Source organism: Micromonospora sp. NPDC051300, from assembly GCF_044455315.1.
In the GTDB taxonomy this organism is placed as follows: domain Bacteria; phylum Actinomycetota; class Actinomycetes; order Mycobacteriales; family Micromonosporaceae; genus Micromonospora; species Micromonospora robiginosa.
The window spans coordinates 12,518-35,748 of sequence record NZ_JBITEP010000039.1; the positions used below are offsets into that span (position 1 = coordinate 12,518).

Below are 23,231 nucleotides of genomic sequence, written 5' to 3' on the forward strand. Positions count from 1 at the left end.
GCTCAACCCCGAGCCGGGCGGTACGCTCAGTGAGCTGGTGCCTACTCGGGGTGCGGGGGCGCGATGGCGGACGGCGCGGGCCGGTGGAATCGGCGCACACTGCTGCGCCGGTCCGCGCTCGTGCTCGGCGGCGCCGCGCTCGGGTCCGCCGCTACGGCGGAGAGCACCTGGGTGGCCGACCGCCGGCTCCCGCTGGCCGGTGGTCCGGCCAGCGCCACGCTGGGCAACCGTCGCCAGGACGTCGGCGGGGGCGGGGTCCAGGTGGTCTGGGGCGTCCGGGCCGGCACACCGCTGGTCGCGCTGACGTTCGACGACGGCCCCCGGCCACAGTGGACGCCGATGGTGTTGGACACGCTTGCCGAGCACCGGGTGCCGGCGACGTTCTTCCTGGTCGGTGAGCGCGCCCGCCGGCACGCCGCGCTGGTGCGGGGCCGGATGGGCGAGCACGAGGTGGGCAACCACAGTTGGGCGCACCACGACCTGGCCCGGATGGACGCCGACACGGTGCACGACGACCTGAGCCGCAGCCACGACGCGATCGTCGCCGCGACCGGGTCGGCGCCGCGCCTGCTCCGCCCGCCCTGGGGCCACCTGGGCGGGGCGGTGCTGCACGCCGCGGCCCGGCTGGACTACCGGGTGGTGCTCTGGACGCTGCAGATGGTGGAGAGCGAGTTCCCGCACGACCCGGCCGGGCACGCCCGGCGGATCGTCGCCGACGTGCGACCCGGCACCATCCTGCTCGGTCACGACGTCGGCGACGAACGGCGACTTGTCGCGTTGCGCGGCCTGCCCGACATGATCGCCGGGCTGCGGGCCCGGGGCTACACCTTCGTCACGGTCTCCGACCTGCTGCGTCGCGCTGCCGGCCCGGGAGCGGCCCGGTAGGGTGCCGGCGTGCCGCCCACCCTCTCGGTCCTCGTTCGCAACCGCGACTTCCGCAACCTGTTCCTCGCCGAGCTGGTGGTCTTCGGCGCCGACTGGTTCGTGATGGTGCCGCTGCTGGTGCTGCTGCCGGACCTGACCGGCAGCGGGGTCTGGGGCGCGCTGGTGCTGGCCGTGGACACCGGCACCACCGCGCTGCTGCTGCCGTACGCCGGCACCGTCGCCGACCGGTTCGACCGCCGCAAGGTCATGATGGCGGCCAACGTGGCCGCGCTCGTCGGTGTCCTGCTGTTGCTCGGCGTCCGCTCCGGCGCGACGGCGTGGCTGGCGCTGGCGGCGATCGCGATCGTCGCGGTGGCGAAGGCGTTCTACTCGCCCGCCGCCCAGGCCGCCCTGCCCAACGTGGTCGACCCGGCGGACCTGGCCGCGGCCAACGCGGTCGCCGGCTCGGCCTGGGGCACGATGACGGTGGTCGGCGCCTCGCTCGGCGGCATCCTCAGCGCCGCGTCCGGGCCGTACGCCAGCTTCTGGGTGGCCGCCGCGGGCCTGGCCGGGGCGGCGGTGCTGGCCGCGCTGATCCGCCGGCCCCTGCAGGCGCCCCGGGACCCGGCGGCGTCGGTGCCGCGCACGATGGCGGCGATCCGCGAGGCGCTCGGCTACATCGCCCACCGGCCGCGCGTGCTGGCGCTGGTCACGGTGAAGTCGGCGGTCGGTCTGGGCAACGGCGTGCTGACCGTCTTTCCGCTGCTCGCCGGCGTCTACGGCGTCGGCGCGGTCGGCGCCGGCCTGCTCTTCGCCGCCCGGGGCGCCGGGGCGCTTGTCGGCCCGATCCTGATGCGCCGGGTGCTCAGCAACCGGCGCTGGCTGCTCACCGGCCTCGCGCTGTCCATGTCGACGTACGGCCTGGCCTATCTCGGCGCGTCGGCGGTGTCCTGGTTCCCGCTGGTGCTGGTCCTGGTCTTCCTGGCCCACCTGGGCGGCGGCAGCAACTGGGTGCTGTCCAACTACGCCCTGCAGGGCGAGGTGCCGGACCGGCTGCGCGGCCGGGTCTTCGCCACCGACATGATGCTGGCCACGCTGGCCATCGCGGTCAGCCAACTGGTGGTGGCGCTGGTGGTGGACCGGGTGGACGAGCGCACCGTGCTGGCCGGCTGCGGCCTGGTCACCGTGGTCTACGCGATCGGCTGGCGCTTCGCCACCCGGCGGCTGTCGCTCACCGACCCGGCCGGCGCCCCGGCCCCGGGGCGGGCCGGCTGACGGGGACCGTTCCCAGGCTGCGGGCGGGTTCGGTGCGAGGTCGTACCCAGGCCATAGCATGTGCCGGTGCCGACGACTCTCGCCTCCGGCCCGGTCCGGGTCCGGGTGCCCGCGACCAGCGCCAACCTCGGTCCCGGCTTCGACGCGCTCGGGCTGGCCCTCGGCCTGCACGACGACGTCACCGCCGAGGTGACCGACGGCGGCGTGCGGGTGGTGGTCACCGGCGAGGGCGCCGGTGAGCTGCCGTCGGACGACCGGCACCTGGTCGTGACCGCGATGCGGGCCGCCTTCGACGTGCTCGGCGCGCGCCCCGCCGGCCTGGTCCTGGAGTGCGCCAACCGGATCCCGCAGGCGCGCGGCCTCGGCTCGTCCTCGGCGGCGATCGTGGCCGGGGTGCTGGCGGCCCGCGCGTTGGTGGTCGACGGCGCGCAGCGGCTGGCCGACGACGCGGTCCTGCGACTGGCGGCGGAGTTGGAGGGCCATCCGGACAACGTGGCGCCCTGCCTGCTCGGTGGGTTCACGATCGCCTGGACCGAGCCGTCCGGCGCCCGGGCGGTGTCGCTGCCGGTGGCGCCGGCGATCCGGCCCACCGTCTTCGTGCCGGCCGAGCGGGGCCTGACCTCGGTGGCCCGCGCCGCGCTGCCGGCCACCGTGCCGCACGCGGACGCGGCGTCCAACGCCGGCCGGGCCGCGCTGCTGGTGCACGCGTTGACCGTCGACCCGGCGCTGCTGCTGCCGGCGACCGTCGACCGGCTGCACCAGGACCAGCGGGCCCCGGGGATGCCGGGCACCGCGAAGCTGATGGCTGAGCTGCGTGGGGCCGGTGTGGCCGCAGTGGTCAGCGGGGCGGGTCCGACGGTGCTGGCGCTCTCCGAGGTGCCGGCGGGTTTCGCTGCGGGAACAGATTGGCGCCGTTGGGAGTTGCCGACAGATGTCAGCGGGGCCCGGGTTTTCCGGGGTAGACTTTGACACGCCGAGCGGGACCCTGTTGCCGCAGGTCGGAAGAGTTGATTACGCTCTAGACCGAGCACAGCCGCGAAGCATGCGATCTTCCTGCGGTTCGGCGCACCCCCGAAGCTCTCGGCGGTCAGCCCGTCACCCCTGCCCAAGGCATACGCCGCACCGCAGTTTCCGCAGGTCGCCGCAGACGGCGAGACCTGCTCACCGATGTTGGTGAGTCGGGAGACCGCCCGGCTGCTGTGCTCAAGACTCCCGCGACGCGTCCATGCGAGGCGGGTGCACCGAGGCCGCCCGGCCACCTGGCTCCACGACTCCGGGCAGCCCCGGCCTATCGAGGGAAGGAATCCATTGAGCGACACCACCGACGTGACGTCGGATGTTTCCAACGTCGCTGGCGATGCCACCACCGCGGCCCCCACGCGCCGTCGGCGTAGCGGCACCGGCCTGTCGGCGATGCTGCTGCCGGAGCTCCAGAGCCTGGCCGCGTCGCTCGGCATCTCCGGTACGGCTCGCATGCGCAAGGGCGAGCTGATCAGTGCGATCACCGAGCGGCAGGGCGGCGCCGCCGCCGGAACCCCTCGACCACGGGCCGAGGTCGCGGCCGCGGCCGCTCCCGCCCGCGAGGAGGTGCACGCCGAGGTCTCCAAGGATCGGGCCGAGGGCGAGCGTCGCACCGCCGAGCAGGCGCCGGCCGCCGAGGTGACCGAGGGCCGTACCCGGGGTCGCCGCAGCCGGGCCACCGCCGCGAGCGCCGAGACGCGTCCGGCCGAGACGCGCGCCGAGGAGGCTCCTGCCGAGACCGGCGAGCGGGCCGAGCGCGGCGGCGAGCGGGCGGAGCGCACCGACGACCGGGGCCGTGAGCGGGTCGAGCGCGGCGGCGACCGCACCGACCGGGGCGAGCGCACCGACCGCACCGACCGGGGTGACCGCAACGAGCGTGCCGAGCGGGGTGACCGCGCCGAGCGCGGTGACCGCAACGACCGGGGCGAGCGGGCCGAGCGCGGTGACCGCAACGACCGGGGCGACCGCAACGACCGGGGCGAGCGCGGTGACCGCAACGACCGGGGCGAGCGCGCCGAGCGCGGCGACCGGGGCGACCGCAACGAGCGCGGTGACCGCAACGACCGCGGTGACCGCAACGACCGCGGTGACCGCAACGACCGGGGCGACCGGGGTCCGCGCGCCGACCGGGACGTCGACGACGACGACGAGGGCGGCGGCCGGCGGGGCCGGCGCAGCCGGTTCCGGGACCGCCGGCGCGGGCGCGGCGAGCGTGGCGAGGGCGGCGACGGCGGCGGCAGTGGTGGCCGCGAGCCGCAGGTCGGCGAGGACGACGTGCTCGTCCCGGTCGCCGGCATCATCGACGTGCTCGACAACTACGCCTTCGTCCGGACCACCGGCTACCTGGCCGGCCCGAACGACGTGTACGTCTCGATGTCCCAGATCAAGAAGTACGGCCTGCGCCGCGGTGACGCGATCACCGGCGCGGTCCGGGCGGCCCGGGACGGCGAGCAGCGGCGCGACAAGTACAACCCGCTGGTCCGGCTGGACACCATCAACGGGATGGAGCCCGAGGAGGCGCGCCGCCGACCGGAGTTCTACAAGCTCACCCCGCTCTACCCGCAGGAGCGTCTGCGGCTGGAGACCGAGCCGCACATCCTGACCACGCGGGTGATCGACCTGGTGATGCCGATCGGCAAGGGCCAGCGGGCGCTCATCCAGTCGCCGCCCAAGGCGGGTAAGACGATGGTGCTGCAGGCGATCGCGAACGCGATCACCCGCAACAACCCGGAGTGCCACCTGATGGTGGTGCTCGTCGACGAGCGGCCCGAAGAGGTCACCGACATGCAGCGGTCGATCAAGGGCGAGGTCATCGCGGCCACGTTCGACCGTCCGCCGCAGGACCACACCACGATCGCCGAGCTGGCGATCGAGCGGGCCAAGCGCCTGGTCGAGCTGGGTCACGACGTGGTCGTGCTGCTCGACTCGGTGACCCGGCTCGGCCGGTCGTACAACCTGGCGGCGCCGGCCAGCGGCCGGATCATGTCGGGTGGTATCGACTCCACCGCGCTCTACCCGCCGAAGCGTTTCCTCGGCGCCGCCCGCAACATCGAGAACGGCGGCTCGCTGACCATCATCGCCACCGCGCTGGTGGAGACCGGGTCCATGGCGGACACGGTCATCTTCGAGGAGTTCAAGGGCACCGGCAACGCCGAGCTGAAGCTGGACCGGAAGATCGCCGACAAGCGGGTCTTCCCGGCGATCGACATCAACCCCACCGGCACGCGCAAGGAGGAGGTCCTGTTCGCGCCGGAGGAGCTGGCGATCATCCACAAGCTCCGCAAGGTGTTGCACTCGCTGGACTCGCAGGCGGCGCTCGACCTCCTGCTGGACCGGCTCAAGCAGTCCCGCACCAACATCGAGTTCCTGATGCAGATCGCGAAGTCTACTCCGGGCGAGTGATCTGAGGATCGACGACGAGGGGCACGGCCACCGGCCGTGCCCCTCGTTCGCGTCTCGGGCCCGTCGGGTGGGCGTGAAGTTTTTCTACAGTTCAGTCGCAGAGTATTGAAACTTCTGTTCATGGTCGGGTTGACTGTCGTCCATGCGATCCGCCCGTCTCGCCGGCGTCCTGCTGCTGACGCCGCTGCTCACCCTCACCGCTCCGGTGGCGCCCGCCGCCGCCGGGCCGGCCGCCACGAGGCCGGCCCCGGCGACCCCGGCCGAGGACGCGCCTGCGGCGTCCTCCCGTCCCGACCCCGCGGTCGCGCTGGCCGGCGTCGAGCCCGCCGGCGGCCTGGAGACCGCCAAGACCACCCGGCCGGTCGCGCCCGGCCTGGACCTGACCTCCTTCGACAGGTACGACGCCGCCGGCTGGCTGCGGGCCGACGCGCTCACCGCCGACCTGTCCGGCGGGCTGGGCGTCGACTACGTCAACTCCGGCGCGGTCACCCGGGACGAGCCGCTGCGCGTCGCGGTGGACCGGTCCCGCGCGGTGGCGGCGGTCAACGGCGACTTCTTCGACATCAACAACTCCGGCGCCGCGCAGGGCGTCGGCATCCGCTCCGGTGAGCTGGTCCAGTCGCCGGTCGCCGGGCACCCCAACGCGGTCGGGATCAGCGCCCAGGGCATCGGTCGGGTGGTCCAGGTCGGTTTCGAGGGCACCGCGGCGCTGCCCGCCGGGCCGGTGTCGTTGACCCAGTTCAACAACATGGTGCAGCGCGACGGCGTCGGCGTCTTCACCCCGCTGTGGGGGACGTACACCCGGCAGCGGGCGGTGGACGGCGCCGCCCGGGTGGTCGAGGTGACGCTTACCGGCGGCCGGGTGGCCGGCGTGGCCACCACGGCGGGGGAGGGGCCGATCCCGGCCGGCAGCACGGTGCTGCTCGGCCGCGAGGCCGGCGCGGACGCGCTCGCCGCGCTGCGCCCCGGCGACGCGGTGCACCTGTCCTGGCGCCCGCGCGCCTCCGACGGCGGCGATCTGCGCGCGGCGGTCGGCGGCGGCAACGTGCTGGTCCGCGACGGCGTGGTGCAGGCCGTCGCCGACCAGTCGCTGGCTCCGCGTACCTCGGTGGGGTTCTCCGCCGACGGCCGGAAGATGATCATGATGACGGTGGACGGCCGGCAGGTCGACAGCCGGGGCGTCACCCAGGCCGAGATGGGCCGGATGATGGTCGAGCTAGGCGCGGCGAACGCGCTCAACCTCGACGGCGGCGGCTCGTCCACCCTGCTCGCCCGCGAGCCGGGCGCGGCGGCGGTCCAGGTGGAGAACAGCCCGTCCGACGGCAGCGAACGCCCGGTGCCGAACGGGCTGGCGATCTACGCCCCGAAGGGCAGCGGCCGGCTCACCGGCTACTGGCTGGAGACCGCCGGCGACCCGACCGCCGCGCCAGGCGTCGCCCCGGTGCGCGGCGGTCGACCGGACCGGGTCTTCCCGGGCCTCACCCGCCGGCTCACCGCTGCCGGCTACGACGAGACGTACGGGCCGGCGGCGGGCGAGCCGCGCTGGCGGGCCACGCACGGCCGGGTGGACGCCGACGGCGTGTTCCGGGCCGGCGGCCCCGGCCCGAGCACGGTCACCGCCGCGCGGGGACGGGCCCGGGGCACGCTCGACCTGACCGTGCTCGGTCCGCTGGAGCGGGTCGACGCCACAGTCGACCGGGTCGGCCTCGACCGGGCCGGCGACACCGGCCTGTTCGGCGTGGTCGGCTACGACGCCGAGGGGAACACCGCGCCGATCGAGCCGGCCGACCTGCGGCTGGAGTACGACCACGAGCTGCTCTCCGTCACGCCCACCGCCGACGGCAACCTGGCCGTGAAGGCGCTCGGCGACGCCGGCTCCGCGCTCGTCACCGCGCGGGTCGGCACGCGTACCACGGTGCTGCCGGTGACCGTCGGGCTGACCGACGTGCCGGTGGCCGGCTTCGACGATGCCGCGTCCTGGACGTTCAGCCAGGCCCGGGCCGCCGGCTCGGTCGCCCCGGCCGACGGGCACACCGGCGCCGGCCTGAAGATGTCGTACGAGTTCGACCAGTCCACCGGCACCCGGGCCGCGTACGCCGACCCGCCGGCCTGGATCGACGTGCCCGGCCAGCCGCAGGCGTTCGGGATGTGGATCAAGGCCAACGGCACCGGCGAGTGGCCGAGCCTGCACCTGCACGACGCGCAGGACACCCAGTTCGTGCTGCGCGGCCCCTACCTGGACTGGACCGGCTGGAAGTACGTCGAGTTCGCCGTCCCGCCCGGCGTGCAGTACCCGGTGCGGGTGCGCCGCTTCTACGTCGCCGAGACCGACCCGGCCAAGCAGTACCGCAGCGAGGTGGTCGTCGACGACCTGGTGGCCCGGGTGCCACCGGACGTGCAGGCCCCGCCGGAGCCGAACCGCACCGACCGGGTGGTGCTGCGCGACGGCACGGTGGACGGCGCGCCCTGGCGCTTCGCGGTGCTCTCCGACGCCCAGTTCGTCGCCGCCGACCCGGACAGTGAGCTGGTCGCCCAGGCCCGCCGTACGCTGCGCGAGGTCCGCGCCGCCCGACCGGACTTCCTGGTCATCGACGGCGACTTCGTGGACACCGCCTACCCGGCCGACTTCGCGCTGGCGAAGCGGATCCTCGACGAGGAGCTGGGCGGTCAGGTGCCCTACTACTACGTGCCGGGCAACCACGAGATCATGGGCGCGCCGATCGACAACTTCCGGAGCGTCTTCGGGGACACCTCCCGCGTCTTCGACCACCGGGGCACCCGCTTCGTCACCCTGTCCACGGCCTCCGGTTCGCTGCGCGGGGGCGGTTTCGACCAGGTGGAGCTGCTGCGCCGGACGCTGGACCAGGCGGCCGCCGACCGGTCGGTCGGCTCGGTCACGGTGCTGTTCCACCACCCGCCGCGCGACCCCAGCCCGGCCAAGGCCAGCCAGCTCGGCGACCGGAAGGAGGCCGCCCTGGTCGAGCAGTGGCTGGCCGACTTCCAGCACCGCACCGGCAAGGGCGCGTTGGTGGTCAACGGGCATGTCGGCACGTTCCACGCCGACCGGGTGGACGGCGTGCCGTACGTGGTCAACGGCAACGCGGGCAAGGACCCGTCCACGCCGGCCGGGCTCGGCGGGTTCACCGGCTGGACCGAGTTCGGGGTCGACCCGGTGACGCCGCGGGAGGCGGACCGGGCCCGCCGGGACCCGCTGGCGGAGGGGCCGCGGTGGGTGACGGCGGAGACGCACGCCCACGTCGACCGGCTCGACCTGGCCGCGCCGGCCGAGGTGCGGATCGGCGCTCCGGCGACCGTCGCCGCCACGCTCACCCAGCCCGGCGGCCGGCAGGTGCCGGTGGCCGCGCCGGTCAGCGCCGACTGGGCCGGCTCGCCCAACCTGCTCGTCGGCGACGCCTCCGGGGTACGCCGGTGGCACGTGGCCCGGTTCGACCCGGCGACCGGGCGGCTCACCGCGCTGCGCCCGGGCGGACGGATCCTGCTCACCGTCACCGTCAACGGCGTGCGCGCCGAGGCGACGGTCACCACCGCGGCGGCGCAGGCGCGCCCCGCCGCGTGATTCCCCGGCGGGGGCTCCTCGACCTGGGGGAGGAGCCCTCGCCGGAGAATCCGTCGATCATGAAGTTGGCGGCGACAAAACGGACAGAATTCGCGGTCAACTTCATGATCGACGGGAGCGGGGGAGTGGTCGGGCGGAGGGTGGGAATGCGGGAGGGTCGGGGTGCGTTACTGCTGCCGGACCTGCTGTGCCGGCCGGCCGACGCCCATGGCACACTGGTCAATCGGCCACCGGTTCCGGTTCACGCCCGAGCCCGTCGCGACGACGGGGCGCATCGAGGGCGACCCGGCGACCACCCACGAAAGGACCGAGGCGACATGAAGCCCAACATCCACCCGGAGTACACGACCACCGAGGTCCGTTGCTCCTGCGGCAACACGTTCACGACCCGCAGCACCGCCAAGGGCGGCGCCATCAGCGTCGAGACCTGCAGCGCCTGCCACCCGTTCTACACCGGTAAGCAGCGCGTGCTGGACACCGCCGGTCGGGTCGCGAAGTTCCAGCAGAAGTACGCCAAGGTTCAGGCCAAGAAGGCCAAGTAGCTCCGTCGACGACGCCCGTGTCCGGCTCCGTGCCGGACACGGGCGTTCGTCCGTTTCCGCCGGTTTCAACCGAAGGAGCCCCCGCAGCATGAGCAGTGAGCGCCTGGCCGCCCTCCTCGACGAGTACGCCGAGCTGGAGAAGCGGCTGGCCGACCCGGCCATCCACGCCGACCAGGGCACCGCCCGGCGGGTCGGCCGGCGGTACGCCGAACTGGTCCCGCTGCACAAGGCGGCCGGCGAGTTGGAGCAGGCCCGCGCCGACCTGGTCGCCGCCCGCGAGCTGGCCGCCGAGGACGCCTCGTTCGCCGCCGAGGCGGACACCCTCGCCGCCGCCCTGCCGGCGCTGGAGGAGCGACTCGCCGAGCTGCTCATCCCGCGCGACCCGCACGACGCCAAGGACGTGATCGTCGAGATCAAGGCCGGCGAGGGCGGCGAGGAGTCGGCGCTGTTCGCCGGCGACCTGCTGCGGATGTACACCCGCTACGCCGAGCGGCGGGGCTGGCTCACCGAGGTCATCGACGCCCAGGACTCCGACCTCGGCGGGGTGAAGGACGTCTCCCTGGCGATCAAGACCAAGGGCGTGCCCGACGGCGGCAACGGGGTCTGGTCCCGGCTCAAGTGGGAGGGCGGCGTGCACCGGGTGCAGCGCGTGCCGGTCACCGAGTCGCAGGGCCGGATCCACACCAGCGCGGCAGGCGTGCTGGTGCTGCCCGAGGCGGAGGACGTGGACGTCACCATCGACCCGAACGAGCTGCGGATCGACGTGTTCCGCTCGTCCGGGCCGGGCGGCCAGTCGGTCAACACCACCGACTCCGCGGTCCGGATCACGCACGTGCCCACCGGCATCGTGGTCTCCTGCCAGAACGAGAAGTCGCAGTTGCAGAACCGCGAGCAGGCGATGCGGATCCTGCGTGCCCGGCTGCTCGCGGCGGCGCAGGAGCAGGCCGACGCGGCCGCCTCGGACGCCCGCAAGGCGCAGGTCCGCACCGTGGACCGGTCGGAGCGGATCCGCACCTACAACTTCCCGCAGAACCGGATCACCGACCACCGGATCGGCTACACCGCGTACAACCTGGACCTGGCGCTGGCCGGCGAGCTGGACGGGGTGCTCGACGCGCTGGCCGAGGCGGACCGCGCGGCCCGACTGGCCGGCGGCACCGAACTGTCCCGCCGCTGAGGGCCGACGCGGTTAACAAGGGGCCCCGCCTATACCGGAGGCGTTAACAGGGGGCCCCTCCTTACCCCCCTCAGCTCGCGCGGAGGCGGTCCTTCGCGCGCAGCATCTCCCGGTCGGCCAGCTCGAACGCGGCCCCGAGCGCCTCCCGGACGCTGATCGTGGTGCTGCCGTCGACCTCGGCGAAGCCGATGGTCACCCCGACCGGGGTGCCCGGCACCAGCGACTCCCAGTCCTCGGTGCGCACGGCCGCCTCGATCCGCCGGGCCACCTCCACCGCCTCCGACATGCCGGTGTCGGGCAGCACCACGACGAACTCGTCGCCGCCGTAGCGGGCCACGAAGTCGCCCCGCCGCATCACCCGGTTGATCACACCGGCCACCCGTTGCAGCACCAGGTCGCCGGAGTGGTGGCCGTGGCGGGTGTTCACCGCCTTGAACCCGTCGAGGTCGCAGACGCCGATCACCACCCGCTCGCCCCGGGACACCACCGCGCCGAGGTAGCGCTCCAACCGACGCCGGTTGGGCAGCCCGGTGAGCGGGTCGGTGAGCGCCTCGCCCTCGTAGCGGGCGGCCTCGCGGCGCATCTCCTCGTGGTCGATCCGGGCGGCGATGCCGTCGATGTAGACGTCGCGCAGCCGGTCGCTGCGCCGCGCGGCGAGCCGGAACGCGTGCCGGTCCGCGCGGTGCGCGCCGGCGTGGTCACCGGCCCGGGCGAGCGCGACGCTGCGCAGCCGGGGCGCCTCGGCCGCGCCCAGCGTCTCGTCGGAGACCCGGATCGCGTCCAGCCGGGTGACCGCCTCGATCGGCCGGCCGGCCGCGACCGCCAGGCAGACCTGGCCGAGCTGGCGCAGGTCACGGGCGCGGGCGCTGTCCCCGCCGTGGCCGAGCAGCCGGTTCGGGTCGGCGTCCCCGGCGGACTCCACCCGGTCGCCGAGCGCGGCCCGCCGGGCGGCGGCGTATCCGTAGGCGGCCAGGCTGCTGGGCCGGATGTTGCCGGCCCGCCCGCCGCGCAGGAACCGGGCCAGGTCGCCGGCCACGTCCCGCAGCACCCGCAGGCAGCCGTCGCTGTCGCCGTTGTGGTCCAGCGCCACCGCGTTGCGCAGCCGGATGCCCGGCGCGGCGAACGTCTCCTCGGGGATGCCGGCGCTCAGCCCGACCTCGCGGGCGCGTTCGATCGCGCCGAGCGCGTGACCGTGGAAGCTGAGGTAGGAGTAGGCCATCGCCAGGTCGTGCCAGCCCCAGGCGGTGTCCCGGTCCGGGGTGTCGTCGGCGCCCAGCGCGCGGGCGGCCCGGACCAGGTGCATGACGCACCTGTCGAGGGCGCCCTGGTGGTGGGCGGCGAGCGCGGCCAGCGCGTTGAGGTGCCCGTGCAGGTAGGGCTCGGCCAGGTCGCGCACGGCGGCGGAGGCGTCCTCGACGGCCCGGGTGAACTCGGCGGTCCGACCGAGATTGATCAGCGCGGACAGGCGCTGCACCAGCGCGTCCGCCCGGGCGTACGGGTCTCCGGTGGTGCGGATCACCCGGTCCAGCAGGACGCACGCCTCCGCGGAGCGGCTGGCCTCCTGCAACGCGCGCGCGCTCCGAAGGGCGTCAACCTGGTCCTCGACCTGGTCGAGCCAGCCCACTCGCGACCTCCCTGCCGTGTGCGCCCGGACGCACCCGCTCGTGTGGCGACCCGCGACGCTTCATGATTATTGCGTGAGCACACTCCCGCAACACCCGTCCGAAGGGACAGAACGCGAACGGCCCTCGGTGGTGGTCGCCCGCACGGCGCGGGCGCTTGCCGATGCCGGGGTCGAGTCGCCCCGGGCGGAGGCCGAGCAACTGGCCGCGTACGTGCTCCAGGTGCCGCGCGGCCGGCTGGCGCTGGCCGACGGGTTCACCTCGGCGCAGCGCGACCGCCTCGACGCGCTTGTCGGCCGGCGGGCGGCCCGGGAGCCGTTGCAGCACCTGACCGGCGCGGCCGGCTTCCGGCACCTGGAGCTGGCGGTCGGTCCGGGCGTGTTCGTGCCGAGGCCGGAGACCGAGCTGCTGGTTGGCTGGGGGATCGAGGTGGCCCGGCGGCTCGCCGCGCCGCTCGTGGTCGACCTGTGCAGCGGCTCCGGCGCGATCGCGCTCGCGGTCGCCCAGGAGGTGCCGTCGGCGCGGGTGGTGGCGGTGGAGCGGTCTCCGGCCGCGCTGGCCTGGCTGCGCCGCAACGCCGCCGCCCGGGCCGACGCGGGGGACCGCCCGGTCGAGGTGGTCGCCGCCGACGTCACCGACCCGGAGCTGTTGGCCGACCTGGCCGGCCGGGTCGACGTGCTGCTCTGCAACCCGCCGTACGTGCCCCGGTCGGTGCCGGTGCCGCCGGAGGTGGCCGGTCACGATCCCGACGAGGCGGTGTTCGGCGGCGCGGACGGGCTGGACGTGATCCGCCCGGTGGTGGCGCGGGCCGCGACGCTGCTGCGGCCGGGCGGGGTGATCGGCGTCGAGCACGACGACACGCACGCCACGGCGGTGCCGGCGGTGTTCGCCGCCGACCGCCGCTACGAGCGGGTCGAGGAGCACCGGGACCTGACCGGGCGACCCCGGTGGGCGAGCGCGTCCCGGCGGGCGGACGGCCGTTCCGCCGACCCCGACCCGGCGTGGCAGACTGACTTCTCGTGATGCTCTACGACTGTCGGTCGCCCGCCGACCGGGACCGCGGCATCGCCGCTGCCATCGAGGCCGTCAAGAACGGCGAGCTCGTCGTCCTGCCGACCGACACGGTCTACGGCATCGGGGCGGACGCCTTCACCCCGTACGCGGTGAAGGCCCTCGCGGACACCAAGGGTGGCGCCCGGCAGGCGCCCCCGGTGCTGATCGGCTCCCGGCACACGCTCGACGGCCTGGTCTTCTCGCTGCCGCAGGCGGCCCGCGACCTGATCGAGGCGTTCTGGCCGGGGGCGCTGACGATCGTGGTGGAGCACTCGCCGAGCCTGGCCTGGGACCTCGGCGACACCAGCGGCACGGTGGCGGTGCGGATGCCGTTGCACCCGGTCGCGCTGGAGGTGCTGCGGGAGACCGGGCCGATGGCGGTGGCGTCCGCCAACAAGATCGGCCAGCCGGCCGCGCAGACCGCCGAGGAGGCCCGCGACCAGCTCGGCTACGGCGTCCGGGCCTACCTGGAGGCCGGGCCGGCGGTGGACCCGGTGCCGAGCACCATCGTCGACGTGACCGGCGAGGTGCCGCGGGTGCTGCGACAGGGCGCGGTGACGTTGGCGAAGCTGCGTGAGGTCGCGCCGGGCATCCTCGACGAGCGGGGGTTCTGAGTGCCGCCGTTCACCGTCCTGCACGTCTGCATGGGCAACATCTGCCGGTCGCCGATGGCCGAGCGCCTGCTGCTGCTCGCCGTCCGGGAGCGGCTGGCCCGCCTCGACGTCGACCCGGCCGGCTCGGACGCGCTGGTGCACAGCCACAGCGCCGGCACCGGCGGGTGGCACGCCGGCGAGGAGATGAACCCGCCGGCGGCCCGCCAGGTGATCGCGCGCGGGGGCGAGGTGACCGGCTTCGCCGCGCGGCGGCTGCGCTCGGACCTGATCGACGCCGCCGACCTGGTGCTCACCGCCACCGCCGACCAGCAGGAGTACGTGGTGGCGCTGCGGCCGGACGCCGCCGGGCGCACGTTCGTGCTCGGGGAGTTCGGCCGGCTGCTCGGCGCGCTGGACCGGTCCGCCCTGCCGCCGGGGGAGCCGACGCCGGAGGCGGTGCACGCCCGCGGCGTCGCGCTGGTGGCGGCCGCCGAGGCGGCCCGGCAGGGCGCCTCCGCGCTGCCCACGGACGACCTGGACGACCCGTGGGGCCGGGGCGACCAGTGCTTCGGCCGGGTGGCCGACGAGATCGAGGAGACGGTCCAGCCGCTGGCCGCCGTGCTGCTGCCCTGACGTTCATCCTTCCTCGCGAACTTCCTGCGCATTTCTCCGAAGTTGTCGGCTGAAAGGGCGAATCCGGTCATTCTTGACGGGTCCGTACGGCCGGCTCCTGCGGGGAGAGCTGATGAACCGCGCCCATCTCGACAAGCTGTTCACCGTTCTGCTCGCCGGCGTGCTCGCCGGCCTGGCCCTGGCCGCCGCCGCGTTGCCGGCCGCGCTGGTCTTCGGGCTCGGCGTGAAGAACCTGATGCCGTACACCGAACTGCCGGAGGCGCTGAAGGCGCCGCAGCCGGCGCAGCGCTCCAACCTGTACGCCGACGACGGCCGCACGCTTATCACCTCGTTCTACGTCGAGGACCGGGTGGACGTGCCGGTCGGCGAGGTGGCGCCGGTGATGCGCGACGCGATCGTGGCCGCCGAGGACGCGCGCTTCTACGAGCACCACGGCGTCGACGTGCGGGGCGTGGTGCGGGCGCTGACCGCCAACCGCAAGGAGGGCACCCGGCAGGGCGCCTCCACGCTGACCATGCAGTACGTGCGCAACGCGCTGGCCGGTGACCCTCGACTGACCGAGCAGCAACGGGCCGCCGCCACCGAGATCACCGCCGGCCGCAAGATCCGCGAGATGCGGTACGCGCTGACGCTGGAACGGCGCGTCGGCAAGGACGAGATCCTCGGGCGCTACCTGAACATCGCCTACTTCGGCGCCGGCGCGTACGGCATCGCCGCCGCCAGCAAGCGCTACTTCTCCACCACGCCTGACCGGCTCACGCTGGGCCAGGCGGCCATGCTCGCCGGGCTGGTGCGGGCGCCGGACCACGACGACCCGATCAACGGCGACTCCGGCGCGGCGCTGGACCGCCGCGCGTACGTGCTGGACCGGATGGCGGAGACCGGCCGGCTGAGCGCGGCGGACGCGGCGGCGGCCAAGGGCACGCCGTTGAACCTGAAGCCCAGCGCCACCCCGAACGACTGCGCCGCGGTGCCCGCCGGCCACAACGACTGGGGCTTCTTCTGCGACTGGTTCACCCAGTGGTGGAACGCCCAGCCGGCGTTCGGCCAGACCGTCGACGAGCGGCAGCGCACGCTGCGTCGCGGCGGCTGGTCGATCGTCTCCTCGCTGAACCCGGACGTGCAGGCCAAGGCGAGCGAGCAGGTGCGCACGATCTACCCGGAGACGATCCAGCGCGCCGCACCGACCGCCGTGGTGCAGCCCGGCACCGGCCGGGTGCTCGCGATGGCCGTGAACCGCGCGTACGGCGTCGGCGGGAACCCGGCCGGGCAGCAGAACTACCCGAACACGGTGAACCAGCTCGTGGCCGGGGGCGGCGGCATCACCGGCTACCAGGCCGGCTCCACGTTCAAGCTGTTCGCCCTGCTGGCCGCGCTGGAGGCCGGGATGCCGCTGGACACCGAGTTCGACGCGCCCCGGGTCTACGTCACCAAGTACCCGATCGACGGCGGTCCGGCCAGTTGCGGCGGCCGGTGGTGCCCGGCGAACGCCAACACCTACTGGATGGACGGCGACCGGGACATGTGGGACGCGTTCGGCCGCTCGGTGAACACCTACTTCGCCTGGCTGACCGAGCGGGTCGGCGCGGACCGGGTGGTCGAGATGGCCGAGCGGCTGGGCATCGTGTTCCGCGCGCCGCAGGACGCGAAGCTGGCCCGCGACGGGGCGGCGAGCTGGGGGCCGTTCACCCTCGGGGTCTCCGCCACCACGCCGCTGGACCTGGCCAACGCGTACGCCACGGTGGCCGCCGAGGGCACCTGGTGCCGGCCCACCCCGGTCGCCTCGATCACGGACGCGACCGGCCGGCGGGTGGCCGCCGGTGACACCGACTGCCGCCAGGTGCTCGACACCGAGGTGGCCCGCGCGGCGGCCGACGCCAGCCGCTGCCCGGTCGGCGACCAGACGATGTACCGGCGCTGCGCCGGCGGCACCGCCGAGGAGCTGGCCCCGGGGCTGCGCCGGCCGCTGGGCGGCAAGACCGGCAGCTCGGAACGGAACGCCACGGAGACGGTGGTGGCGTTCACCCCGCAGCTCTCCGTCGCGACGATCGCGGCGAACCCGGACGACCCGCGCGACGCGGTAGGCGGGGGCGTGCAGAAGCGGCAGATCCCGGCCGTCGGGCGGATCCTCGCCTGGGCGCTGCGCGACCAGCCGGTCCGCGACTTCGTCCCGCCCGGCGAGGCGGTCGCCTTCCAGCGCACCGGCCCGCGCACCGGCAACTGAGGTGTAAGGAGGGGCCCCTTGTTAACGCCAGGCGATAACAGGGGGCCCCGCCTAACCGGTGGGGTGCTCGGCGCCCCGGGCGATGTTGCGGGCCATGCCGCCGAAGACGACCGCGTGGAACGGGGCGACCGAGGCCCAGTAGAGGTGGCCGGGCAGGCCGTGCGGCAGGAAGACGGCGCGCTGGACGTAGCGGCTGCCGCCGCCCTCGGCCGGCTCGGCGCGCATCTCCAGCCAGGCCCGGCCGGGCACCCGCATCTCGGCCCGCAGCCGCAGCAGCTCGCCCGGCACGATCTCCTCGACCCGCCAGAAGTCCAGCGCCTCGCCGACCTGGAGCCGGTGCGGATCACGCCGGCCGCGGCGCAGCCCCACGCCGCCGACCAGCCGGTCCAGCCAGCCGCGCACCGACCAGGCCAGCGGGAACGAATACCAGCCGTGCTCGCCGCCGACCCCCTCGATGACCCGCCACAACGCGGCGGGCGGCGCGCCGACTGCCTGTTCCCGCACGTCGGTGTAGGCGGTGCCGCCGGACCAGTCCGGGTCCGACGGCAGCGGCTCGGCCGGCGCGTCCGGCCCGCTCGCGTTCGACCAGCGCGTCTCCACCTGCGCGTCGCGCACCTTGGTCAGCGCCAGCCCGACCGCCTGGTCGAAGCCGGTGAGCCCTTCCGGCGGGTCGGGCACGTACCGGGCGATGTCGTGCTCGTGCGCCACCGCCTCGTGGATCAGGCTCTCCACCAGCGGGCGGGCGATCGCGTTCGGCACCGGGGTGATCAGGCCGACCCAGTGTGAGGAGAGCCCCGGGGTGAGCGGGCGCACCGGCAGGATGATCCGCGGCCGCAGCCCGGCCACCCGGGCGTAGCGCTGCATCATCTGCGCGAACGTCAGCACGTCCGGGCCGGCGATGTCGAAGCCGCGGTTCACCTCCGGCGGCAGGTGCGCGCAGCCGGCCAGGTAGCGCAGCACGTCGCGGACCGCGATCGGCTGGATCCGGTTGCGCACCCAGCGCGGGGTGACCATCGCCGGCAGCCGCTCGGTCAGGTAGCGCAGCATCTCGAACGAGGCCGAGCCGGAGCCGATGATCACCGCCGCGCGCAGCACCGCGGTCGGCACGCCGCTGTCGAGCAGGATCCGCGCCACCTCCGCGCGGGAGCGCAGGTGCGCCGAGGGCAGGCCGTCCCGTTCCGCCGGCTCCGGCCCACCGAGGTAGACGATCCGGCGTACGCCCGCGGCGCGGGCCGCCTCGGCGAAGTTCGTCGCCGCCTCCCGGTCGGCCGCCTCGAAGCCGCGCTGGCCCAGCGAGTGGACCAGGTAGTAGGCGACGTCCACGCCCTCGAACGCGGCCGGCAACGTCTCCGGCCGGCGCAGGTCGCCCTCGACGATCTCCGCCTTCGCGGCCCAGGGCACGTCGCGCAGCCGCCCGGCCTTGCGGGCTAGGCAACGCACGTCGTGCCCCTCGGTCAGGAGCCGGGGCGCGAGGCGCCCGCCGATGTAGCCGGTGGCGCCGGTGACGAGGCATCTCACGGGCTCCAGTGTGCGGCTCCGTAGACTCCTTCGCTGTGGAGAACGCGAGGGACACCTTCTGGGGACCGGACTTCGAGCAGCTCAGCACCGTCGACCCGGAGATCGCCGGGGTGGTGCTGGGGGAGCTGGAGCGGCTGCGCGGCGGCCTGCAACTGATCGCCAGCGAGAACCTCACCTCGCCCGCGGTGCTTGCCGCGCTGGGTTCCACGCTCACCAACAAGTACGCCGAGGGCTACCCGGGCCGGCGCTACTACGGCGGGTGCGCCGAGGTGGACCGGGCCGAGGAGTTGGGCGTCGCCCGGGCGAAGGAGCTGTTCGGCGCCGAGCACGCCAACCTCCAGCCGCACTCCGGCGCGAGCGCCAACCTGGCCGCGTACGCGGCGCTGGTGCAGCCCGGCGACACCGTGCTGGCGATGGACCTGCCGCACGGCGGGCACCTGACCCACGGCAGCCGGGTGAACTTCTCCGGCAAGTGGTTCCACCCGGTCGGCTACCCGGTGCGGCCGGACACCGAGACGATCGACTACGACGAGGTCCGTGACCTGGCCCGGGCGCACCGGCCGAAGCTGATCATCTGCGGCGCGACCGCGTACCCCCGGTTGATCGACTTCGCCCGGTTCCGGGAGATCGCCGACGAGGTCGGCGCGTACCTGATGGTGGACGCCGCGCACTTCGTCGGGCTGGTGGCCGGTGGCGCGATCCCGTCCCCGGTGCCGCACGCCGACGTGGTCACCGCGACCACGCACAAGGTGCTGCGCGGGCCGCGCGGCGGCATGATCCTGTGCCGGGAGTCGCTGGCCGCCCGGATCGACAAGGCGGTCTTCCCGTTCACCCAGGGCGGCCCGCTGATGCACGCGGTCGCCGCCAAGGCGGTCGCGCTGCGCGAGGCCGCGCAGCCCGAGTTCCGCACGTACGCGGCGCAGGTGGTCGCCAACGCCCGGGCGCTCGCCGACGGGCTGGCCGCCGAGGGCCTGCGACCGGTCTCCGGCGGCACCGACACCCACCTGGCCCTGCTCGACCTGCGGGAGACCGGCGTGACCGGCGCCGAGGCCGAGGCCCGCTGCGACGCCGCCGGGATCACGCTGAACAAGAACGCGATCCCGTACGACCCGCAGCCGCCGATGGTCGCCTCCGGCATCCGGGTGGGCACCCCGAGCGTCACCACCCAGGGCATGCGCGAGGGCGAGATGCGGCGGATCGCGGCGTTGGTCTGCCGGGCGGTGCGGACCGATCCGGAGTCGCCCGGCGGCGCCGACGGCCTGGCCCGCGTGGCCGCCGACGTGACCGAGCTGGTCACCGCGTTCCCGGCGTACCCCCGTGGCTGAGCCGGGGACGCGCGCGGCGGAGGCGACCGCGGACCGTGGCTGGCGACTGCGCCACCTGCCGGTGCTGCTGGCCGCGGTGGCGGTCATGGCCGCGGTGACGGCGGTGGCCGGCGGGGTGTGGCGCGGCGCGGACGGCGCGCTCGGCGCGGCGGCCGGGGTGGCCGTCACGGCGGCCAGCTACACGTTGACCACGGTGGTGCTGGCCTGGGCCGACGCCCGGGATCCGCAGCTCGTGCTGCCGTTCGGGCTGGGCCTCTACCTCGCCAAGATCACCGCGCTCGGCGGGGTGATGGTGCTGGTCGGCGCGACCGGCTGGCCGGGGTTGATCCCGTTCTGCCTGGGCATCGCGGCCGGCGTGGTGGTCTGGACCGGCGTGCACATCTGGTGGCTGGCCACCGTCCACGCGCGACGGGTGCGGGGCTGACACGTCCCACCCTTCGGGCGACGCGCCGGAGTGTCCGCGATCGGTCATTCTCTCAGTGGCGGGGGAGGAGTACGGTGCCTCCAGACGACTTCGCCCACCCGTGTCCCACACAACCGAGTTGTGCGGGGGGTGAGGCACAACCTCTTCTGCTCGACTGATATCGTTCGCCCCGTCATGGCCGGTGACCAGAAACCCCCCAACACTGGCGGCTCGGGCGACGTTCCGTCCGGTGCCGGTCAGGGTTGGACCGCGCTCTCATACCTCATCGGGGGCATGCTCGTCTGGGGTTTCATCGGCTGGTTGGTCGACCGTTGGCTCGATACCGGCGGCGTCGCCACCGGCATCGGGGTCGTGCTCGGCATGGCCGGGGGCATCATCCTGGTCGTCCGCCGGCTGGGCACGCCTACTTAGGAAGGGACGCGGTGTTCGGACAGGCGAACGTCCTGGCTCAGGGCCAGGCGGAATTCCCACCGAGCGTGGGGGACTTCTACCTGCCCAGCATCCTGCCCTGGGGTGCGGAGAACTCGTACTGGTTCACCAAGATCACGGCGATGGTGTGGGTCGCCGTCGGGATCTTGATCATTTTCTTCCTGGTCAGCTACCGCAAGCCGCAGCTGGTCCCCACCAAGAAGCAGTGGTTCGCCGAATCGATCTACGGCTTCGTGCGGAACAACATCGCGGTGGACATGATCGGGCACGCGGGGGTGCGGTTCGCTCCCTACTTCACCACGCTCTTCTGCTTCATCCTGCTGACGAACTTCTTCGCGATCGTGCCGTTCTTCCAGATCTCGCCGAACTCGCACATCGCGTTCCCGGCCATCCTCGCCGTGATCAGCTACGTGATGTTCAACTTCGTCGGCATCCGGCACCACGGTTTCGTGAAGTACTTCAAGAACTCCCTGATCCCGCCGGCGCCCTGGTACATCCTGCCGCTGCTGATCCCGATCGAGTTCTTCTCGACCTTCCTGGTCCGGCCGTTCTCGCTGGCCGTCCGTCTCTTCGCGAACATGTTCGCCGGCCACATGCTCCTGCTGGTGTTCACGCTCGGCGGGTTCGCCATGCTCAGCGCCAACGTCTGGCTGGCGCCCGTGTCGGTGCTGTCCTGGATCATGACCATCGCGCTGACCTTCCTCGAATTCCTGGTGATCTGTCTGCAGGCGTACGTCTTCACGGTGCTGACCGCCAGCTACGTGCAGGGCGCCCTCGCCGACGAGCACTGATCCGTTCTTTCGCACCAACCGTTGTCGTCCCGCGTGAGAGTCACGCGTGATAACCAGGAGGAACCAACCAATGGACATCTACGCCGCGGTAGAGGGCAGCACCGCCGCCATCGGCTACGGTCTCGCGGCCATCGGCCCGGGCATCGGCGTGGGCCTCGTCTTCTCGGCCTACATCCAGTCGACCGCCCGCCAGCCGGAGTCGTCCCGGATGACCCTGCCCTACGTCTGGATCGGCTTCGCCGTCATCGAGGCCCTGGCGCTGCTGGGCATCGCCTTCGGCTTCATCTGGGCCGGCTGACCCAGTCCCTCTGACCGGGAGGTTTTCCCATGTACTTCCTCGCCGCTGAGGGTGGTGAGACGACCCACAACCCGATCATTCCGGTCTGGCAGGAGATCGTGGTCGGGCTGGTCGCCTTCGGTGTCCTCTGCTTCGTGCTGATGAAGTTCGTCTTCCCGCGCATGGAGCAGACGTTCCAGGCCCGGGTCGACGCGATCGAGGGCGGCATCAAGCGCGCCGAGGCCGCGCAGGCCGAGGCGAACCAGCTGCTCGAGCAGTACCGCGCGCAGCTCGCCGAGGCGCGCACCGACGCCGCCAAGATCCGCGACGACGCGCGGGCCGACGCCGAGGGCATCCGGCAGGACATCCTCGCCAAGGCGCGCGAGGAGTCCGACCGGGTCATCGCCGCCGGCAAGGAGCAGCTCCAGGCCGAGCGGGCCACCATCGTGCGTGAGCTGCGCACCGAGATGGGCACCATCGCGGTGGACCTGGCCAGCAAGATCGTCGGTGAGTCGCTCGCCGACGAGGCGCGTCGCAAGGGCACCGTCGACCGGTTCCTGAACGGTCTCGAGAGCACGGGGGCCCGCTGATGCAGGCCGCCAGCCGGGAGTCGTACGCCGCCGGGGTCGAGCGCCTCGACGCGTACGTCCGCGGCGCGGAGCCGTCGGCGGTGGCCACCACCGCCGACGACATCCTCTCCGTCGCCGCCCTGCTGCGGCGCGAGCCGCGGCTGCGCCGGGCGCTCTCCGACCCGGCCCGCTCCGGCGAGGACCGGGGCGCGCTGCTCACCGGGATCCTGAGCGGCAAGGTCGGCGCGGACGCGCTCGACCTGCTCGCCGCGCTGGTCTCGGGACGCTGGTCGACCCCGTCGGAACTGCTCGACGGCGTCGAGCGGCTCGGCGTGGAGGCGCTCCTGGCGAGCGCCGACTCGGCCGGCGAGCTGGGCGAGGTCGAGGACGAGCTGTTCCGCTTCGGGCAGGTCGTCTCCGGCTCCACCGAGCTGTCCAACGCGCTCTCCGACCCGATGGCCCCGGCCGAGCGGCGGGCCGGCCTCACCGGCCAGCTCCTCGACGGCAAGGCCCGGCCGGTCACCGTCCGGCTCGTCGCGGCGGCGCTCGCCGGCTTCGGGGGACGCTCCTTCGTCGGGGCGCTCACCCGGCTGGTCGAGCTGGCCGCCGACCGGCGGGACCGTCAGGTCGCGTACGTGACCGTGGCGGCTCCGCTGACCGACGAGGAGGAGCGACGCCTCGGTGCCCGCCTCACCGAGATGTACGGTCGGGAGGTGTCCGTCAAGCAGACGGTCGACCCCGACGTGCTCGGCGGGGTGCGGGTGCGGGTCGGCTCCGACCTGTACGACGGCACCGTCCTGCGCCGCCTCAACGAGACCCGCAACGCGCTCGCGAAGCGCTGACCAGCGTCTTGCAGCCCTGATTTCGACGCCATCGGACCGGTCGGTACCTGGTATCCCGGGCCCCTGAACTTTA

The 23,231-nt window shown here is 73.9% G+C and carries 20 protein-coding genes; 18 read left to right on the forward strand and 2 right to left on the reverse strand.

Annotated elements, in window-relative coordinates; genetic code table 11:
* The first annotated feature begins 63 nt into the window (after positions 1–63).
* The 7 genes from ACIA5A_RS28245 to prfA all read left to right on the forward strand — a co-directional run bounded on the left by ACIA5A_RS28245 (position 64) and on the right by prfA (position 10,858).
* A complete protein-coding gene (locus tag ACIA5A_RS28245) occupies positions 64–885 on the forward strand; it encodes a polysaccharide deacetylase family protein (protein WP_396767473.1) in 822 nt (273 codons plus the stop codon).
* A gap of 9 nt (positions 886–894) precedes the next feature.
* Positions 895–2,139 (forward strand): MFS transporter, encoded by a 1,245-nt coding sequence (locus tag ACIA5A_RS28250; protein ID WP_396767474.1) that lies wholly within the window; start codon positions 895–897, stop codon positions 2,137–2,139.
* 66 nt (positions 2,140–2,205) lie between these two features.
* Positions 2,206–3,108, forward strand: a complete 903-nt coding sequence (gene thrB, locus ACIA5A_RS28255) for a homoserine kinase (RefSeq protein WP_396767475.1) — start codon at positions 2,206–2,208, stop codon at positions 3,106–3,108.
* Between the two features lie 339 nt (positions 3,109–3,447).
* On the forward strand, positions 3,448–5,562 hold the full coding sequence (gene rho, locus ACIA5A_RS28260) for a transcription termination factor Rho (protein WP_396767476.1): 2,115 nt from the start codon (positions 3,448–3,450) through the stop codon (positions 5,560–5,562).
* A gap of 142 nt (positions 5,563–5,704) precedes the next feature.
* Positions 5,705–9,139, forward strand: a complete 3,435-nt coding sequence (locus ACIA5A_RS28265; RefSeq protein WP_396767477.1) for a phosphodiester glycosidase family protein — start codon at positions 5,705–5,707, stop codon at positions 9,137–9,139.
* Positions 9,140–9,456: 317 nt separating this feature from the next.
* Positions 9,457–9,681 carry a 50S ribosomal protein L31 gene (rpmE, locus tag ACIA5A_RS28270; protein WP_181570044.1) on the forward strand — a complete coding sequence of 75 codons (225 nt, stop codon included), beginning with the start codon at positions 9,457–9,459 and terminating at the stop codon, positions 9,679–9,681.
* An 88-nt stretch (positions 9,682–9,769) separates the two neighbouring features.
* Positions 9,770–10,858 (forward strand): peptide chain release factor 1, encoded by a 1,089-nt coding sequence (prfA, locus tag ACIA5A_RS28275; protein ID WP_396767478.1) that lies wholly within the window; start codon positions 9,770–9,772, stop codon positions 10,856–10,858.
* Between the two features lie 70 nt (positions 10,859–10,928).
* Here prfA and ACIA5A_RS28280 read toward each other — a convergent pair whose 3' ends face one another.
* Complete coding sequence (locus ACIA5A_RS28280) at positions 10,929–12,482, reverse strand: diguanylate cyclase domain-containing protein (protein ID WP_396767479.1); 1,554 nt, start codon at positions 12,480–12,482, stop codon at positions 10,929–10,931.
* Between the two features lie 73 nt (positions 12,483–12,555).
* Between ACIA5A_RS28280 and prmC the strand changes: the two genes are divergently transcribed.
* From prmC to ACIA5A_RS28300, 4 genes are all read left to right on the forward strand, one after another.
* Entirely contained in the window at positions 12,556–13,503 is a 948-nt protein-coding gene (gene prmC, locus ACIA5A_RS28285) for a peptide chain release factor N(5)-glutamine methyltransferase (RefSeq protein WP_396767480.1), read from the forward strand.
* Positions 13,503–14,147, forward strand: a complete 645-nt coding sequence (locus ACIA5A_RS28290; RefSeq protein WP_396767492.1) for an L-threonylcarbamoyladenylate synthase — start codon at positions 13,503–13,505, stop codon at positions 14,145–14,147. The genes prmC and ACIA5A_RS28290 overlap by 1 nt, the downstream gene beginning before the upstream one ends.
* The gene (locus ACIA5A_RS28295) at positions 14,148–14,759 is read left to right on the forward strand and encodes a phosphotyrosine protein phosphatase (RefSeq protein WP_396767481.1); all 612 of its coding nucleotides are present in this window, start codon (positions 14,148–14,150) and stop codon (positions 14,757–14,759) included.
* Between the two features lie 112 nt (positions 14,760–14,871).
* A complete protein-coding gene (locus tag ACIA5A_RS28300) occupies positions 14,872–16,983 on the forward strand; it encodes a transglycosylase domain-containing protein (protein ID WP_396767482.1) in 2,112 nt (703 codons plus the stop codon).
* Positions 16,984–17,034: 51 nt separating this feature from the next.
* On the opposite strand, the gene ACIA5A_RS28305 is transcribed toward ACIA5A_RS28300, so the two are convergent.
* Complete coding sequence (locus ACIA5A_RS28305) at positions 17,035–18,501, reverse strand: SDR family oxidoreductase (protein WP_396767483.1); 1,467 nt, start codon at positions 18,499–18,501, stop codon at positions 17,035–17,037.
* Between the two features lie 35 nt (positions 18,502–18,536).
* Here ACIA5A_RS28305 and glyA point away from each other — a divergent pair, with 35 nt between their 5' ends.
* The 7 genes from glyA (at position 18,537) to ACIA5A_RS28340 (ending at position 23,158) form a co-directional block, all read left to right on the forward strand.
* A complete protein-coding gene (gene glyA / locus ACIA5A_RS28310) occupies positions 18,537–19,826 on the forward strand; it encodes a serine hydroxymethyltransferase (protein ID WP_396767484.1) in 1,290 nt (429 codons plus the stop codon).
* Positions 19,819–20,250: a hypothetical protein gene (locus ACIA5A_RS28315; protein ID WP_396767485.1), complete on the forward strand. Its 432-nt coding sequence runs from the start codon at positions 19,819–19,821 to the stop codon at positions 20,248–20,250. Before glyA ends, ACIA5A_RS28315 begins: the two co-directional genes overlap by 8 nt.
* A 174-nt stretch (positions 20,251–20,424) precedes the next feature.
* On the forward strand, positions 20,425–20,661 hold the full coding sequence (locus ACIA5A_RS28320) for an AtpZ/AtpI family protein (RefSeq protein WP_091069120.1): 237 nt from the start codon (positions 20,425–20,427) through the stop codon (positions 20,659–20,661).
* Between the two features lie 11 nt (positions 20,662–20,672).
* A complete protein-coding gene (atpB, locus tag ACIA5A_RS28325) occupies positions 20,673–21,470 on the forward strand; it encodes a F0F1 ATP synthase subunit A (protein ID WP_396767486.1) in 798 nt (265 codons plus the stop codon).
* Positions 21,471–21,540: 70 nt separating this feature from the next.
* A complete protein-coding gene (locus ACIA5A_RS28330) occupies positions 21,541–21,768 on the forward strand; it encodes an ATP synthase F0 subunit C (protein ID WP_091422600.1) in 228 nt (75 codons plus the stop codon).
* A gap of 29 nt (positions 21,769–21,797) precedes the next feature.
* Positions 21,798–22,337 carry a F0F1 ATP synthase subunit B gene (locus tag ACIA5A_RS28335; RefSeq protein WP_396767487.1) on the forward strand — a complete coding sequence of 180 codons (540 nt, stop codon included), beginning with the start codon at positions 21,798–21,800 and terminating at the stop codon, positions 22,335–22,337.
* Positions 22,337–23,158: a F0F1 ATP synthase subunit delta gene (locus tag ACIA5A_RS28340; protein ID WP_396767488.1), complete on the forward strand. Its 822-nt coding sequence runs from the start codon at positions 22,337–22,339 to the stop codon at positions 23,156–23,158. The genes ACIA5A_RS28335 and ACIA5A_RS28340 overlap by 1 nt, the downstream gene beginning before the upstream one ends.
* Positions 23,159–23,231 lie beyond the last annotated feature (73 nt).

Bases quoted from the DNA above. Each gene is read 5' to 3' on its own strand.
- ACIA5A_RS28245 (WP_396767473.1), top strand. From the start codon at position 64: ATGGCGGACGGCGCGGGCCGGTGGAATCGGCGCACACTGCTGCGCCGG.
- ACIA5A_RS28265 (WP_396767477.1), top strand. From the start codon at position 5,705: ATGCGATCCGCCCGTCTCGCCGGCGTCCTGCTGCTGACGCCGCTGCTC.
- rpmE (WP_181570044.1), top strand. From the start codon at position 9,457: ATGAAGCCCAACATCCACCCGGAGTACACGACCACCGAGGTCCGTTGC.
- prfA (WP_396767478.1), top strand. From the start codon at position 9,770: ATGAGCAGTGAGCGCCTGGCCGCCCTCCTCGACGAGTACGCCGAGCTG.
- ACIA5A_RS28290 (WP_396767492.1), top strand. From the start codon at position 13,503: ATGCTCTACGACTGTCGGTCGCCCGCCGACCGGGACCGCGGCATCGCC.
- ACIA5A_RS28300 (WP_396767482.1), top strand. From the start codon at position 14,872: ATGAACCGCGCCCATCTCGACAAGCTGTTCACCGTTCTGCTCGCCGGC.
- ACIA5A_RS28320 (WP_091069120.1), top strand. From the start codon at position 20,425: ATGGCCGGTGACCAGAAACCCCCCAACACTGGCGGCTCGGGCGACGTT.
- ACIA5A_RS28330 (WP_091422600.1), top strand. From the start codon at position 21,541: ATGGACATCTACGCCGCGGTAGAGGGCAGCACCGCCGCCATCGGCTAC.
- ACIA5A_RS28335 (WP_396767487.1), top strand. From the start codon at position 21,798: ATGTACTTCCTCGCCGCTGAGGGTGGTGAGACGACCCACAACCCGATC.
- ACIA5A_RS28340 (WP_396767488.1), top strand. From the start codon at position 22,337: ATGCAGGCCGCCAGCCGGGAGTCGTACGCCGCCGGGGTCGAGCGCCTC.